This is a genomic window from Moraxella nasovis (assembly GCF_022701215.1).
GTDB classification, from domain to species: Bacteria; Pseudomonadota; Gammaproteobacteria; order Pseudomonadales; family Moraxellaceae; genus Moraxella; species Moraxella nasovis.
This window is the reverse complement of the sequence record NZ_CP089976.1, coordinates 196,412-210,784: the sequence shown is the minus strand read 5'-3', so window position 1 is coordinate 210,784 and position 14,373 is coordinate 196,412. Positions and strand designations below refer to the sequence as shown.

Below are 14,373 nucleotides of genomic sequence, written 5' to 3'. Positions count from 1 at the left end.
CAAAAGCTTTTTTTTGTCGTTCACTCAATAAAAATACCCTGATGATACAATCAGGGTATTTGGCATAAATAAGTAGACTTATTCGTAATTATCAATGCTTGGGCAAGAACACATAAGATTCTTATCGCCATAGACATCATCTACACGCCCAACGCTTGGCCAAAACTTATGACGGCGGACGTATTCTAATGGGAATGCAGCATAATCACGGCTATAAGGGCGTTCCCAAGATTTGGCTGTTACGACACTTGCAGTGTGCGGAGCGTTCACCAGTGGGTTATTGTCTAAAGTATAGCCATGATTACCAGCTTTCACATCCAGTGCTTCTTGCTTGATTTGTTTGAGTGCTGAAATAAAGCGGTCAAGCTCGGCAATATCTTCTGATTCGGTCGGCTCAATCATGAGTGTACCTGCTACAGGAAAGCTCATGGTCGGTGCGTGAAAGCCATAATCCATCAAGCGTTTGGCAATGTCAGTTTCAGTGATGCCTGTTTCTTCTTTGAGCGGACGAATGTCAATGATACATTCGTGTGCCACAAAGCCATTTTTACCTTTATATAAAACAGGATAATCGCTTTCTAAGGACTTAGCGACATAGTTGGCGTTTAGTAATGCACGCTTGGTTGCTGCTGTTAAGCCATCGCCGCCCATCATGGTGATGTACATCCACGAGATTGGCAAGATGCTTGCTGAGCCATACGCTGCTGCTGATACAGCTGAATTATTCTGAGCGGCGTTAAATACAGGGGTTACGCTGTGGCTTGCAATAAACGGTGCAAGGTGTGATTTAAGTCCAATCGGCCCCATGCCAGGACCACCACCACCATGTGGAATGCAGAAAGTCTTATGTAGGTTCATGTGTAGTACGTCAGCACCTACGTCAGCAGGCTGCATTAGACCAACTTGAGCATTCATGTTAGCACCGTCCATATACACTTGACCGCCATGCTTATGGATTAGGTCGCAAATGTCACGAATGCCTTCTTCAAATACGCCATGGGTAGATGGGTAGGTGATCATAAATGCACCTAGGTTGTCTGAATACTCTTCACATTTGGCATTTAAGTCGTCTAAATCCACGTTACCATGCTCATCGGTTGCCACGACGACGACTTTCATACCCATCATTTGGGCAGTAGCAGGGTTTGTGCCGTGTGCAGAGCGTGGGATTAGACAGATGTTACGGTTCGTCTCCCCTAGGCTTTCATGATAACGACGAATTGCCAATAAGCCTGCATATTCACCAGACGCACCAGAGTTTGGTTGCATGCTAATCTCATCAAAACCTGTGATGGCTTTAAGCTGGGTTTGTAGGCTATCAATCATTTCAATGTAACCGACCACTTCGTCACTTGGAGCAAATGGGTGTACGTTGGCAAATTCATTCCATGTAATGGGCAACATCTCGCTTGTGGCGTTAAGCTTCATGGTACAAGAGCCAAGCGAAATCATGCTACGGTTCATCGCTAGATCCTTATCTTCTAAAGACTTAAGGTAGCGAAGCATTTGGTGTTCGGTGTGATGACTGTTAAAGACAGGGTGCGTTAAAATGTCATCTTTACGTAGCAGGCTGTCAGTTAGGGCAAATGTTACATCGTTAAGATCGCCTGTTGCTCCGAAAAACTCACATAAGTTAGCAAAATCGTCTTTTTCTGTCAGCTCGTTAAAGGCGATGGATAAAGCGGTATTGCTTGCTTTGTGTAACGTGTAGCCTGCTTTTTTTGCTGTTTTATAGATATTATCGGCTTTATCGCCACATTCTACAAGTACAGTATCAAAAAACACATCATGGCGTACACTTAGTCCTGCCGATGTTACTGCTTGACTAAATGCGACTGCCAAAGCGTGGATACGAGTGGCGATGCGTTTTAGTCCTGTTGCCCCATGATAGACGGCATACATTCCTGCTAAATTTGCCAAAAGTACTTGGCTTGTGCAGATGTTGGAGTTGGCTTTTTCACGGCGGATATGCTGTTCACGAGTCTGCAGTGCCATGCGTAGGGCGGTATTGCCTTGGGCATCTTTGGATACGCCGATGATACGACCTGGGGCAAGACGTTTGTCTTTGTCTTTAAAGGCGAAATAAGCAGCGTGCGGTCCACCAAAGCCCATCGGAATACCAAAACGCTGGGTGCTACCAAGTGCGATGTCAGCACCCATCTGGCTAGGTGATTTTAAAAGGACAAGGCTTAAAATATCGCTTGCTACAATGGCGTATGCACCTTTATCCTTAACAGCCTTGATGATGTTTGTTAGATCGATTACATCGCCTTCTTTGCCGACGTATTGGAAGTAAGCCCCAAAGAAATCACCATTTTTGGCGGTGTCAAAGTCGCCTACTACAACCTCAAAATCAAAGTATTTGGCACGAGTGTAAATTACATCAAGTGTCTGCGGATAAGTGCGTTCATCTACAAAAAATTGGTTTGATTTAGATTTGCTGGCACGCTTTGCCATCGCCATCGCTTCAGCAGCAGCGGTCGCTTCATCAAGCAAACTTGCACCTGCCAAATCCATACCTGTTAAGTCCACGCATACTTGCTGGAAGTTAAGCAAAGCCTCAAGGCGACCTTGAGCGATTTCTGCTTGATAAGGGGTGTAGGCGGTGTACCAGCCGGGGTTTTCTAGTACATTTCTTTGGATTACCGCAGGTAGGCGAGTGGGGGCGTAGCCTTGACCGATATAGCTTTTAGAAACAGTGATTTTATCTGCCATCTTGCGAAGTTTGGCAAGGGCTTCATGCTCGGTGGTGGCGTTTGGCAAGTCAAGTTTTTTATCTAAACGTACAGGCTTTGGCACAACAGCATTGATAAAACTGTTCAAATCATCAAAACCTACGGCTTGAAGTAATGTGTCTTCACGGTCAAACTGAGACTTCCCCAAATGACGCTCAACAAAAGCATTTTGGTTAAAAAGCTCATTAAAGGTGGTTTTGGTCATAACATTATCCTTAAACTTGGTGTGACTGTATGAGAAATTTATTGGTTGAATGGTTGCTTTTATAAATTAGACCAATCATTGAACCAACAAATTTAAAAATGCAATCTTGATAAGCTTGATTATCTTTAATTGATAAATAAGCACCCTCTCTGGTTTAGAGAGGGGCTAAGATGAAGCTGGTATTACAAGCTGCTCTCGTACTCGTCTGCCGTCATTAAGTTGTCATAGTCAGACGCATTTTCAGGTTTGATTTTAAAGAACCAAGCCTTACCGTATGGGTCTTCGTTGGCAAGCTCTGGACTATCTACCAGCTCTTCGTTGATTTCTACGATTTCGCCTGAGATGGGAGCGTACACATCAGACGCAGCTTTTACGCTCTCAACAACAGCAATCTCTTCATCAGCAGAAACGGTACGCCCCACTTCTGGCAATTCAACAAATACGACATCGCCAAGCAAGTCTTGGGCGTGGTCAGTGATACCAACGGTGATGATGCCGTCATCTTCTAATTTTAGCCATTCGTGGCTTGCGACATATTTTAGGTCGGCTGGGATATTACTCATGGGTCTCTCCTAGTGAGTGGGTTGTTGGGGGTTGTTTGTTTATTTTTCGCATTGTTTGGTTTGTTCATTATAATGACCGCCGCCATCTAAGCATTCATCTTTGGCATCACAGGCACTTAATACCAAAGTACAGCACAGCATTAAGCCAAGCATACGCATTGTTTTCATCAGTTTCTCCTAATGAGTAATAAAAATGAGTGAGTTAAAATTATTCAAAGCATTCTTGTTGATGGCCTATCCAAAAGTATGTTAAACCAAAGCTTAGAATCAGACTTAATCAAACTGCTTTTGACCATTTCTGACAAATGGCAGTTTTAATACACGCACGTCCACTTCCTTGCCACGCATGACGACTTTGGCAGTCTCACCCTTAAAATCAACAGGCACACGAGCAATGGCGATGGATTGATTTAGGCTTGGGGAGAATACACCACTGGTTGTGATGCCATTGCCGTTGTCGGTGATCACTTCCATGCCAGAGCGAAGCACACCACCTTTACCAAGCAGTAAGCCGACTTGTTTGACTTTGACACCGTCCGCTTTTAATGCCATTAGGGCAGATTTACCGACAAAATCACGAGTTTCGTCTTTTAAATCTACCGTCCACGCCATACCAGCTTCTAGGGGACTGGTTTCATCGTCCATGTCGTTGCCGTACAAGTTCATGCCTGCTTCCATACGCAGAGTGTCTCTTGCCCCAAGTCCTGCTGGTTTTACGCCAGCTTTTGATAACTCATTAAAAAACGCTACCGCTTTTGTCGCAGGCAAAATCACTTCTACACCATCTTCGCCTGTGTAGCCTGTGCGAGCAACGAACCAATCATCATCGCCTACCTGTGCCAAATCTGCACCAACGAATGGTTTTAGACCATTTACCACGTCTGCCCAATGCGGTTTGACGGTGAGTAGTTTTTCAATCGCTTTTGGTCCTTGAATGGCAAGCATACCCAAATCATAACGTGGGGTTAAAGTGATACCAAATTCTTGACCGATTTTGGCAAATTGAGCGGAGTCTTTTTCACGAGTTGCCCCATTGGAGACGATACGATAGGCGGTCTCGTCTTCATTTTTGCGATAGACGATAAGGTCGTCAATCACACCGCCATTGTCATTGAGCATGGCAGAATATAAGGCTTTACCGACAAAAGATAGTTTGGCGACATCGTTGGCGATGAGTTTTTGAAAAAAGGCACGAGCGTTGTCGCCAGTTACGTCTGTGGTAAGCATATGCGACACATCAAACATACCTGCATCGGTACGCACGGCATTGTGTTCATCAATTTGGCTGCCATAATGGATGGGGAGCTCCCAACCTGCAAAATCCACGATTTTGGCGTTGTGGGCGACATGAGCGTCAAAGAATGGGGTGCGTTGTGTTGTCATGGCGTGTTTTCCTTAAGGTTGCAAAATAATCATGCAAAAACTGCTAATGATTAGCAAATAAAAAACACCCCATCTGTCCTGTTACCTGAGATTTTCATTAAGCTAAAGTCGCCAAACCCATGTGCCTAACTTTTTCCCTTCGGTGCTACCAATTAGCTCTCCAGAGTGGTTAATTTGCAATCGGCAAATTAAGTTTTTCAGTCCTTTTACCTGAGCGATTATAGGGGAGTTTGGGCTAAGCCCGTCACGATACGCCTTCGGTGGGTTTTTAGCAACAAAACCACTCTCCTGAAAAACATCTCTATTATGAAAAAAATTGCTTGATTTTACAAGTAAAATTTTACCTTTTTAACAAAAATATCAAAAGATAAGAAAAATTCTAACGTTAATGTAATGCAGATAATCCTGTGCTAAGCTGTAAAATAAATTTACCTTATAATGCCCAATATGGGATATCGCCATACACTTCACCAAAGAAATCTAAAATTGTTCGCACAGCAAGACAAATGTGGCGAGTATTAAATGTACTTAAGTTTTACGCGTTACTGCAAAGTCGTATTCAGGCAGAAGTTGTACCAAATCCCCAGATTTAATATATTCGCTAATAACCCACTCAGGCTGTAAGACACCCCCTATATCTGCCAAAGCACAAGTTGTGATGGTTTTTGCCATTATTAGCAAGCATTTTTTTTAAGATAAAAGTTTTTGCTATAATCATTTAAATTTTCTGAGAGAAAAATAATGCACGCATTTACTTTTTATAATCCTACTCGTATTGAGTTTGGTGAAAATAAAGAAGCAAACATTGGCGATTATATGAGCGAATTTAGGGTTAAAAAAGCTCTGATTGTCTATGGTAGTAATAGAATTAAAGACGATGGGCTTTTTGATATAGTTGTTCAGTCTTTGCATGATAACGATATAGATTTTGTGGAATGCGGAGGTATTAAGAGCAATCCTGTGCTATCAAAAGTGCGTGAGGGTATAAATATTGCCAAAAGTGCTAAGGTGGATTGTGTTTTATCAGTTGGCGGTGGTTCTTGTCTTGATAGTGCCAAAGCAATCGCAGCAGGGGCTTTAGCAGATGAAGATGTGTGGGAATTTTTTGTGGGTAAGAAGGTGGTGGACGCCTTACCTATCTTTGACATTATGACTTTAGCTGCCACAGGCAGTGAGATGAACAGTGGTGGGGTGGTCACGAACGATGAAACGCTCCAAAAGTACTCTATTGGTGGCAAGCCATTGTTCCCAAAAGTTTCAATCATCAATCCAAAGCTACAAACTACAGTAAGCCGTGAGTATCTTGTGTATTCAGCAAGTGATGTTATTGCCCATAGCATCGAGGCGTATCTTACCGCTAAAGACCGCCCAAACATCGTTAATCGCTTGGTGGAAAATAACATTAAAACGGTTATGGAAACGACCGAAATCTTACTAGATAACCCAGACGATCTTGTAGCAAGGGGTGATTTTGCATGGGCGGCAACGCTTGCATTGAACGGCTTGACGCATGCAGGCGTGCAAGGTTTAAGCTTTCCTAATCATATGATAGAGCATGCCATGAGTGCAGTGTGTGATGTGCCACATGGAGCAGGTCTATCGGTGGTAATGCCTGCATGGATGATGTGGTATCAGAAGAATAACTTGCCACAATTTGAGCGATTTGCCCACAAGATTTTTGGTAAGAAAAATGCTACAGACGGCATTATTGCTTTGAAAGCTTGGTTTGATAAAATCGGCACGCCAACCACATTAGCACAGCTAAATATCGATGATGAGACGCTTGATGCGGTTATTGATAACGCCTTAGATAATGCCAAAGCATGGCAAATGGATGATATATATGACAGACAGGCACTTGAAGAAATTTTTAGTTTAGCAAAGTTGTGATTCATGGCTTAAATTGCGATACAATCATTAAAACATAAAGAACAGACGGTAAAAAATTATGGCAAAATTACGTTTTTTAACCACGCCTTTTAGCGTGAAAAACCTGACTCTTAAAAACCGCATTGTGATGCCACCTATGTGCCAATATCAGGCAACTGATGGCATGCCAAATGATTGGCATTTGGTGCATTACACCGCCCGAGCGATAGGTGGGGTGGGTTTAGTTATTGTGGAGATGACAAACGTTACTCCAAATGGACGCATTTCCCCACGATGCTTAGGATTGTGGAATGACGATCAACGTGATGAATTTAAAAAGATTGTTGACTTAGTACATAAGCACGATGCTAAAATCGCCATTCAGATTGGGCATGCAGGTCGTAAAGCGGTGGGGCATGCTGACTGTGTCGCCCCTAGTGCTATCATCTATGAAAATGATGTAGAAAGCGGAGAATGGGCATACCAAACCCCAAAAGAGCTGACAACTGACGAGATAAAAGATCTGGTTTGTGCCTTTGGAGAATCGGTAAAAAGAGCGGTGGCAGCAGGTTTTGATGCGATTGAGATTCACGGAGCACATGGCTATTTGATTCACCAGTTTCATGCGCCACGCACCAATAAACGCACAGATGAATACGGTCAAGATAAGTTTTTATTTGGTGAGCAAGTCATTAAAGCAGCTAAAGCTGTCATGCCAGATGATATGCCGCTTATTGTTCGTATTTCTGCCCAAGAATATGCCAAAGATGGCTATGATTTAGACTATGGAGTAAAGATTGCAGAGCGTTATCAGCAGGCGGGGGCAGATATTATGCATGTTTCTGGTGGCGGTGACGGTAAGCTTGACAAAAATCATACGCCACCTATCAGTGCAGGCTATCAAGTGCCATTTGCACGCACTATTAAGCAGGCAACAAAATTACCGACCATAGCAGTTGGTATGATTGACACAGCAGATGTTGCCGAGCTTATTATTGCAAATGGTGATGCTGACTTAGTGGCGGTAGGGCGTGCATTGCTAAGAGACCCACATTGGGCGTTAAATGTGCAATACGATAAAACTACAAATAACGCAAGCCAACTACAATTTATCCCAAAAAGTTATGAACGTGGCTATCTATAACCGCCTTGATTATTAAAGCTTTAAAATATTGAGAGCTTTTTAATGAGTGATATAGATATGAGAGTATTAACTTGTATGATAAAAAGTGCTGGGTAAATTATAGTTTCATAAAGCTGTCTGTATTTATCTTGTGCGTTTTATGTGCATCGCTTAATAATAAAGCCCACCAATCACGATGGGCTTTATTAAGGTTTGGTTAATTGTATATTGGACGCATTTGCCTTGTTTATTGATATAAAAGCTCTTGTCATTTAACCAAACTCTCGCCATGCCGTCTGAGAAAAGTAATAAATATTTATCACTTTCATATACATCATATTTAATCGGCACGACCACTTTACCTGTTTTATCAATATAGCCTTTATATTGTTTACCTTTATCAAAGCATTCATATAACAGATGATACATGTAGATTATTAGGGGTAAATGTCTTGGTATACAGTCGCTGTAGTTCAGCTTTATCAGCGTCATAGCTTAGATGAGCCATGGCTCTGTCATATATCTTTTGGGCAAGTCTTGTCGCTGCCAGTTTTAGCTCGTATTCTGGGGCGTGGCGAGCGATAAGATCTAGGCATTTTAGCAGATGAATATTCACATCTAAGTCCCCGTGAGCGTCTTTGGCAATCGGCATAAATACAGGGTTTAAAAATTCTTTGATATTAAGTGGTACGATGCTTAAATTCTTATAACTGCTAATTTGCTCATCGCTTGGCTTGGTGTCTATTAAGATGCGTGTGATCGCATCAAGCGTTAAGGCGGTGCTGGCAGGATCATTAATGGCTGCTGACATTGACTTTTGACCAACTTCGCTTAGCACTAATATCCCAAAACGTGGATCATCACCATAGCCACGAGCAGGGCGTAAGGTGAATTCATGGCTGATTTTCTTACTGATTTTGTGCTGAATGATGGCTAGGCTTGTTTTAAATTGATCATCTAGGCGTTGTTTGGGTTGATTAATGAACACTTGAAAAACTGTTTCATTTGGTTCAACAAAATCACCAACACGGTGACAAATATGCAAATGCAGTCCGTATTCTTCGGTAATTTTATGCAAGTCTTCTAAGGAGATGTAGCTGATATAACCTGATTTTGTCGCAGTGACATTAAAAAAATGAATCGCACCATCAGGAATGGCGGTTAGTAGTCCTAGATTTGGGCTGTTACGATGGCTAGCAAGTGAGCGACTGGCGATAGTTTCTATCTTATTAATCGTATCGCCAAATGAACCTAATTGAGACAGTGTCTGCACCCAGCGAATGAGCGTGATAATCAAATAGATAAGCACGCAAATGGTACTGATAAACAGCACGAATCGCCCAGCGATGCCATAGTACTGCATGCCAAGGGCAATTTTGGCGATGATGGCATAAATAAATGCTGAGATAAAGCTTGTGATGGCGATGCGTGTATCCCTATCTGCCACCAGCAGTAGCCGAGCTCTGGGTGATGTCCCGCTAGCAGTGGAAGCAAGAGCAGATACCATGATGGACAGTGAAAAGGTGGTAACAGCAAGCATGCTTGATGCGATGATATTTAGTAAGTTATATAGTGTTTCTGGAGCAATCTTAGGAACGCCATCAGAATTCATAAAGCGATTGGCAAGCTTGGCTAATAGCGAAAAAATAAGAGCGAAGATAGCCCCAAGAGCAGGCTGAACCCAAAGGTTTTGAGCAGGGTCTTTTAGCCAGAGTTTGAGGTTTTGAAGTTTGTTAGTAATCATGGGTATTTAACGCTGTGGTGGTTTATAAATTGTAGCTTTATTTGCGTGTGAATAATAGCTAAAATTGCTAAATTTTAGGTAATTGTTGGGGTTTTGCCAAAAACTTGTTAAAATACTCTAAATTACCAAGATGATAAGAGTAAAAACCATGCACTGTGATGTCTATAAATTTCCAAAAAGTGAAGATTGGTACGTCTATATTGCACGACCAGATTATCCAAATGACACCGATGAGATTCGTGATTGGCTAGGTGTGTTGCCATCTGATGTGCGTGCTAAGCTTGGATTATCCCAATTTGTCATGCACTTGGATTTATCCACAAAAGATAAGCTAGCTAGAGCGGACATCGCAGAAGTAAAAGCTAAGCTTGCTGAACAAGGCTATTACATTCAAGCACCGCCAGCCGATATTTTAGCAGCACAGGCGATGGCAAAGGCAAAGGCACTCCAAGATAAGCAGTATGACTAAAGGCGTTTTGGTAAAACCAAAAACTGTGTTACAATACTGTTTCAAATTTATTCACACTCATACTGTGATCAAGATTATTATGATCAAAATAATTAGCAAGTTGAACGTCTATGGAATGGTTACAAAACCTAGTTAAAAATCTCCCACTTGAGGCAATTAGCGATGCATTGGCAAGTTTGCTAAGCTTATGGGGTGGTCTAGTTGAGAATGTGCCTTATGGCGATTTGCCATTTTTGGTCTATGTAGTCAGCTCTGTGTTAGTCATTTTGCTGTGGCTATTTATCATGTCTATGCTACCACGTCCGATTAAGGGTATGAGCTTGGCACTGATTATTGCTGTGCTATTCGCTCCTGGTACAGCTGCTGGAGATTCAGGGGATATCGTGCCTGCTATTATCGGGGTGGCATACAACATACTTATGAAAGACTTTGCTGGAGCGTTAGTTGCTAGCTTGCCTATATTAGCGGTGTTTGCTGTACTACTGTTTTTGGGGGCAATTTGGCAAATGCTAAAAAGCGTGGTAACCACCCATGCCCAAAGAGCATATGATCGTGATAAGATCCAAGCCCAAAAACAGTATGATCTGCAAGCAAGAACTGGCAAAATCATTGAGACCGCCGACTCTGATAAGTTATAAATTTCTTGCAATATTTTAAATGTGGTGTATAATACGCACTTTGTTAAACAGTTTTGACTCATCAGAGCTGATTTTCAATCTCCTTGCTGCCATATGTATGGTGGCTGTTTTAATCCGTAGGGAGTCCTTATGAGACATTATGAAGTGGTGCTACTGGTTCATCCAGACCAAAGCAACCAAGTTGCCGATATGGTAACTAAATACCGTTCTATCGTAGAAGAAAATGGCGGTGCAAACCACCGTTTAGAAGACTGGGGTCGCCGTCAACTAGCATACCCAATCAACAAAATCCACAAAGCACACTATGTGCTACTTAACATCGAATGTAATGATGCAACGCTAGCACAGCTAGAAGAGTTATTCAAATACAACGATGCGATTATTCGTAGCCTGATTATCCGCCGTGAAGACGCTATCACTGAACAGTCGCCACTAGCGAAAGAAGCAGAAGATAAACGTACTCGCAAAGCTAACCGTCGTAACGATGTTCGCACCCAAGACGGTGAGAATGCCGCTGCTGACAGCGAATAATTATTAAGGAGATTTATCATGGCACGTTTTTATCGTCGTCGTAAGTTCTGCCGCTTTACTGCTGAAGGCATCACCCATATCGATTACAAAGATGTAGAATTGCTAAAACAATACATCAGCGAAAATGGCAAAATTGTTCCTAGCCGTATCACTGGCACTTCTAATAAGTATCAGCGCCAATTGGCTGTTGCTATTAAACAAGCTCGTTATTTGGCACTATTGCCATATACCGACAACCACAAGTAATTAACGGAGAAAAATCATGCAAGTTATTCTATTACAGCGTGTCGTTAATCTTGGTAAACTTGGTGAAACGGTTGATGTTAAAGCTGGTTATGGTCGTAACTACCTAATCCCACAAGGCAAAGCATTGCCTGCAAACGAAGCAAACATTGCTAAGTTTGAAGCACGTCGTGCTGAGCTAGAAGCTGTTGAAGCTGAAGAGCTAAAAGTAGCACAACAACGTGCTGACGCCTTGACTGATGTGAATGTCATCATGCGTGCTAAGTCTGGTGACGAAGGCAAACTATTTGGTTCTATCGGTACACGTGACATCGCAGATGCTCTAACTGCTTCTGGTCTAGAAGTAGATCGTCAAGAAGTTAAGCTTCCTGAAGGTCCATTCCGTCAAGTAGGTGAGTATAAAGTGACTGTTCAGCTTCATCACGACATCACTGCCGAGATTTTAGTATCTATCCTATCAGAAGATGCTCAATCAATAGACGAAGACGAAGAGTAATCTAAGTACTTTAAAAACCCCAAGTTTTCTTGGGGTTTTTTATCGTCCTAATAAAGCGAATAATCATTGAGCTAATAAGTAAACACATTATTTGCCTATTGAGCTTGAGATGCTACAAGATGCTCGTGAAGAATCTTTCGAAGCTGTAAGATGGTCTTTGGGTTCTCGTGAATATCATGTCCACCAATGACGATCGTTTCACTTTTTGCACCATCAAGGTGTGAGCTGGTAAAAGGAACGATACCATCAGAAATCAGCTTGCCTGCTGTATCACCGCCGTTTTGACTATCACCTTTGATGTCGCCCATGATGGTATGATAAGTGACATTGTCATTAATTTGTACATTTTTTGTCAGTGCCACAAAAGATGATTTATCTGAGAGCTGGCTTGCTCCATTATCTAGGTACAAAGACCCTAAAACCGATGTTTTAACCGCTTCTTGATCGCTGATATGAGCTAGCGTTCCTGTGATTGTTTTTGTTAGATTAAGTGGTAGCGTAATAATACGTCTGGCGGCACGTGTGAACCAATAATCTGCATAGGTTGTCCCTTTAAAAGGCGATGAGATAAAAACAGCGGTATTCACTTGTGGTAGCGTGTTTAGGGTGAAGCGATTGGCAAGTGTATCATGATATGTTTGAGACAGTAGTTTGGTTGCCAGCTTATCTTTTTTGCCTTGGATGTAATCATGCTCGGTGTCTTGGGTGATTTCTTGGAGTTTATCAAGCAGGTTGTCATCAGATACCAATAGGCGACTAATGACGCCACCCATACTATGCCCGATGATGACGTCATGGTGGTTGGCAGCGTGCTTTGCTGATGGATCAACTTTATCAAATGTTGCCATGATTAGCTTATGAATATGATACCTGTTTTCTAAGATGGGTAGGTTGGTTGAGTAGGCGATTTGCCATACTTGATAATTATCTCTTAAGATAGGATCGGCAAGTAGGCTGTTGGTAAGATTTATCCACGTATTAGGGCTAGAAGCTAGACCATGCAACATAATGATGACTTTTTGATTGGGGTTGTAAGGCGATAGCATATAGAGTTCTGGTAAGGTAGCATGATTTTGCTTGGTAAGCATATTTAAAAGACTAAGCTGTCTTAGGTTGTTCTCTGCCAGCCAAGATGCGTAGGCGGATGAGAAATTTGCCACCAATGAGTAATCTTGTCCTAAAATGTCTATTTTCTTAGTCTGATATGGGTTAAACAAATGGGCTTGGAATTGGTGCGTATGTAGCACTTCATCAAGTGTATTGCCCACAGGTTTAATAATAGCGGTCAGTAATAGATGACCCATAGGGTGAATGCGATCATTGATACTTTGGTCAAGGTTGTCGTTATTTTTACCCAGCCTTTCTAGTAATGCTGCAGTGTCAGTCTTTTTACGGTGCTCAAGTGAGCTAACAAAAGAAACGCCAATTCCAGAGCGTGTGCTGGTAATCTGCAAGTTAGGCTTTTGGCTATCATAAGTGGAGATAAGCTCGGTAAGTTTACCATTTTGGTCTTTTAGGTTGTTAGTATAATAAGGGTCGTCAGCGATGTAGATGGTTAGCTGACTAGCTTGTTGGTTTGCTGTTTTTGTTATTAAGGTATCGTAATGTTTTTGGTGGTATTTGTGATCTGTGACGGAATTTTTCGTGTGAAATGAGTGAGAGAAAATTCCATTGGGGTTGTGAATTTGGCTGATGATGGCATTAATCGCAAGGTGATATAAATCTTGAGCTTTAATATCACTGTCTTTAATGATATGTCTTTGTTGGTTTTTGCCCGCCAATGCATCATAAAATAAGTAAGCATAGCTATAACGCACGGTATGATATAAGGCTTCTAGCTGAAAATTAGAACAGATGGTCTTTGTTTGTTGTTGGGTTTGTGTCGTCGCATCATCTACAGGAGCGTTGGCATAATATGGATCGATGGGCGGACGAGTAAGCAAAGTTCGACATTCTGGTTTTTGAGCTAAATATAAAGCTTGGGCATAATGAAGTTCAGCTAATATCGCCAGCGTATCTTGGCTAATATCTTGACTAAAAACAGATTGCTGAACCGCTTGAATGCAATCTTGAAACTTAGTCATGCAGGTTTTTTCATCAAGCCCTGAAGAAAGTAGGGCAGCTTGTGATAAATGGCTGATGTTAGATGAAGTGGCAATACTACTACGAGATTCTTTGATGGCGTTCGCTTGGATTTTACTTTGAGGCAGAATAGAGGTGCACCCACAAAATAGCACAGTACTGGCACATAAACTTAGTAATTTTGGCCTAAAATTTCGGACTGATGTCATGATTAAACCTTGATAAAGCCATTATTAGCTTACAATGGAACATAATTGGTCTTATTTTACCGTATTTTCATAAAATTAAAATC

At 41.9% G+C, this 14,373-nt stretch carries 15 protein-coding genes and 2 riboswitches; of the genes, 7 read left to right on the top strand and 8 right to left on the bottom strand.

Annotated elements, in window-relative coordinates:
- Positions 1-78 precede the first annotated feature (78 nt).
- From gcvP to LU293_RS01020, 5 genes are all read right to left on the bottom strand, one after another.
- The gene (gene gcvP, locus LU293_RS01035) at positions 79-2,940 is read right to left on the bottom strand and encodes an aminomethyl-transferring glycine dehydrogenase (RefSeq protein ID WP_242748083.1); all 2,862 of its coding nucleotides are present in this window, start codon (positions 2,938-2,940) and stop codon (positions 79-81) included.
- A 182-nt stretch (positions 2,941-3,122) separates the two neighbouring features.
- On the bottom strand, positions 3,123-3,503 hold the full coding sequence (gcvH, locus tag LU293_RS01030) for a glycine cleavage system protein GcvH (RefSeq protein ID WP_242748082.1): 381 nt from the start codon (positions 3,501-3,503) through the stop codon (positions 3,123-3,125).
- A 39-nt stretch (positions 3,504-3,542) separates the two neighbouring features.
- Entirely contained in the window at positions 3,543-3,671 is a 129-nt protein-coding gene (locus LU293_RS09780) for a hypothetical protein (protein ID WP_256462113.1), read from the bottom strand.
- A 105-nt stretch (positions 3,672-3,776) separates the two neighbouring features.
- The gene (gcvT, locus tag LU293_RS01025; RefSeq protein WP_242748081.1) at positions 3,777-4,886 is read right to left on the bottom strand and encodes a glycine cleavage system aminomethyltransferase GcvT; all 1,110 of its coding nucleotides are present in this window, start codon (positions 4,884-4,886) and stop codon (positions 3,777-3,779) included.
- 63 nt (positions 4,887-4,949) lie between these two features.
- A riboswitch (glycine riboswitch) is annotated at positions 4,950-5,060 on the bottom strand.
- A gap of 14 nt (positions 5,061-5,074) precedes the next feature.
- Positions 5,075-5,187, bottom strand: a riboswitch (glycine riboswitch).
- Between the two features lie 227 nt (positions 5,188-5,414).
- Complete coding sequence (locus tag LU293_RS01020) at positions 5,415-5,558, bottom strand: hypothetical protein (RefSeq protein WP_242748080.1); 144 nt, start codon at positions 5,556-5,558, stop codon at positions 5,415-5,417.
- Between the two features lie 69 nt (positions 5,559-5,627).
- Between LU293_RS01020 and LU293_RS01015 the strand changes: the two genes are divergently transcribed.
- A complete protein-coding gene (locus LU293_RS01015) occupies positions 5,628-6,776 on the top strand; it encodes an iron-containing alcohol dehydrogenase (protein WP_242748079.1) in 1,149 nt (382 codons plus the stop codon).
- Between the two features lie 58 nt (positions 6,777-6,834).
- A complete protein-coding gene (locus LU293_RS01010; RefSeq protein WP_242748078.1) occupies positions 6,835-7,899 on the top strand; it encodes an NADH:flavin oxidoreductase/NADH oxidase in 1,065 nt (354 codons plus the stop codon).
- A 150-nt stretch (positions 7,900-8,049) separates the two neighbouring features.
- Here LU293_RS01010 and LU293_RS01005 read toward each other — a convergent pair whose 3' ends face one another.
- Complete coding sequence (locus tag LU293_RS01005; RefSeq protein ID WP_242748077.1) at positions 8,050-8,307, bottom strand: WG repeat-containing protein; 258 nt, start codon at positions 8,305-8,307, stop codon at positions 8,050-8,052.
- Positions 8,288-9,622, bottom strand: a complete 1,335-nt coding sequence (locus LU293_RS01000) for a DUF2254 domain-containing protein (protein WP_242748076.1) — start codon at positions 9,620-9,622, stop codon at positions 8,288-8,290. Before LU293_RS01000 ends, LU293_RS01005 begins: the two co-directional genes overlap by 20 nt.
- Before the next feature lie 148 nt (positions 9,623-9,770).
- Here LU293_RS01000 and LU293_RS00995 point away from each other — a divergent pair, with 148 nt between their 5' ends.
- From LU293_RS00995 to rplI, 5 genes are all read left to right on the top strand, one after another.
- A complete protein-coding gene (locus LU293_RS00995) occupies positions 9,771-10,091 on the top strand; it encodes a YcgL domain-containing protein (RefSeq protein ID WP_242749801.1) in 321 nt (106 codons plus the stop codon).
- Between the two features lie 110 nt (positions 10,092-10,201).
- Entirely contained in the window at positions 10,202-10,729 is a 528-nt protein-coding gene (locus LU293_RS00990) for a hypothetical protein (RefSeq protein WP_242748075.1), read from the top strand.
- Positions 10,730-10,858: 129 nt separating this feature from the next.
- On the top strand, positions 10,859-11,260 hold the full coding sequence (gene rpsF / locus LU293_RS00985) for a 30S ribosomal protein S6 (protein WP_242748074.1): 402 nt from the start codon (positions 10,859-10,861) through the stop codon (positions 11,258-11,260).
- An 18-nt stretch (positions 11,261-11,278) separates the two neighbouring features.
- Complete coding sequence (gene rpsR / locus LU293_RS00980) at positions 11,279-11,506, top strand: 30S ribosomal protein S18 (RefSeq protein WP_049235696.1); 228 nt, start codon at positions 11,279-11,281, stop codon at positions 11,504-11,506.
- 16 nt (positions 11,507-11,522) lie between these two features.
- Positions 11,523-11,999, top strand: coding sequence for a 50S ribosomal protein L9 (gene rplI, locus LU293_RS00975; protein WP_242748073.1), 477 nt, complete (start codon positions 11,523-11,525; stop codon positions 11,997-11,999).
- Positions 12,000-12,094: 95 nt separating this feature from the next.
- Here the strand turns inward: rplI and LU293_RS00970 are convergent, their stop codons facing one another.
- A complete protein-coding gene (locus LU293_RS00970; RefSeq protein WP_242748072.1) occupies positions 12,095-14,290 on the bottom strand; it encodes an esterase/lipase family protein in 2,196 nt (731 codons plus the stop codon).
- Positions 14,291-14,373: the final 83 nt, after the last annotated feature.

Bases quoted from the DNA above. Each gene is read 5' to 3' on its own strand.
- gcvP (WP_242748083.1), bottom strand. From the start codon at position 2,940: ATGACCAAAACCACCTTTAATGAGCTTTTTAACCAAAATGCTTTTGTT.
- gcvH (WP_242748082.1), bottom strand. From the start codon at position 3,503: ATGAGTAATATCCCAGCCGACCTAAAATATGTCGCAAGCCACGAATGG.
- LU293_RS09780 (WP_256462113.1), bottom strand. From the start codon at position 3,671: ATGAAAACAATGCGTATGCTTGGCTTAATGCTGTGCTGTACTTTGGTA.
- gcvT (WP_242748081.1), bottom strand. From the start codon at position 4,886: ATGACAACACAACGCACCCCATTCTTTGACGCTCATGTCGCCCACAAC.
- LU293_RS01020 (WP_242748080.1), bottom strand. From the start codon at position 5,558: ATGGCAAAAACCATCACAACTTGTGCTTTGGCAGATATAGGGGGTGTC.
- LU293_RS01015 (WP_242748079.1), top strand. From the start codon at position 5,628: ATGCACGCATTTACTTTTTATAATCCTACTCGTATTGAGTTTGGTGAA.
- LU293_RS01010 (WP_242748078.1), top strand. From the start codon at position 6,835: ATGGCAAAATTACGTTTTTTAACCACGCCTTTTAGCGTGAAAAACCTG.
- LU293_RS01005 (WP_242748077.1), bottom strand. From the start codon at position 8,307: ATGTATCATCTGTTATATGAATGCTTTGATAAAGGTAAACAATATAAA.
- LU293_RS01000 (WP_242748076.1), bottom strand. From the start codon at position 9,622: ATGATTACTAACAAACTTCAAAACCTCAAACTCTGGCTAAAAGACCCT.
- LU293_RS00995 (WP_242749801.1), top strand. From the start codon at position 9,771: ATGCACTGTGATGTCTATAAATTTCCAAAAAGTGAAGATTGGTACGTC.
- LU293_RS00990 (WP_242748075.1), top strand. From the start codon at position 10,202: ATGGAATGGTTACAAAACCTAGTTAAAAATCTCCCACTTGAGGCAATT.
- rpsF (WP_242748074.1), top strand. From the start codon at position 10,859: ATGAGACATTATGAAGTGGTGCTACTGGTTCATCCAGACCAAAGCAAC.
- rpsR (WP_049235696.1), top strand. From the start codon at position 11,279: ATGGCACGTTTTTATCGTCGTCGTAAGTTCTGCCGCTTTACTGCTGAA.
- rplI (WP_242748073.1), top strand. From the start codon at position 11,523: ATGCAAGTTATTCTATTACAGCGTGTCGTTAATCTTGGTAAACTTGGT.
- LU293_RS00970 (WP_242748072.1), bottom strand. From the start codon at position 14,290: ATGACATCAGTCCGAAATTTTAGGCCAAAATTACTAAGTTTATGTGCC.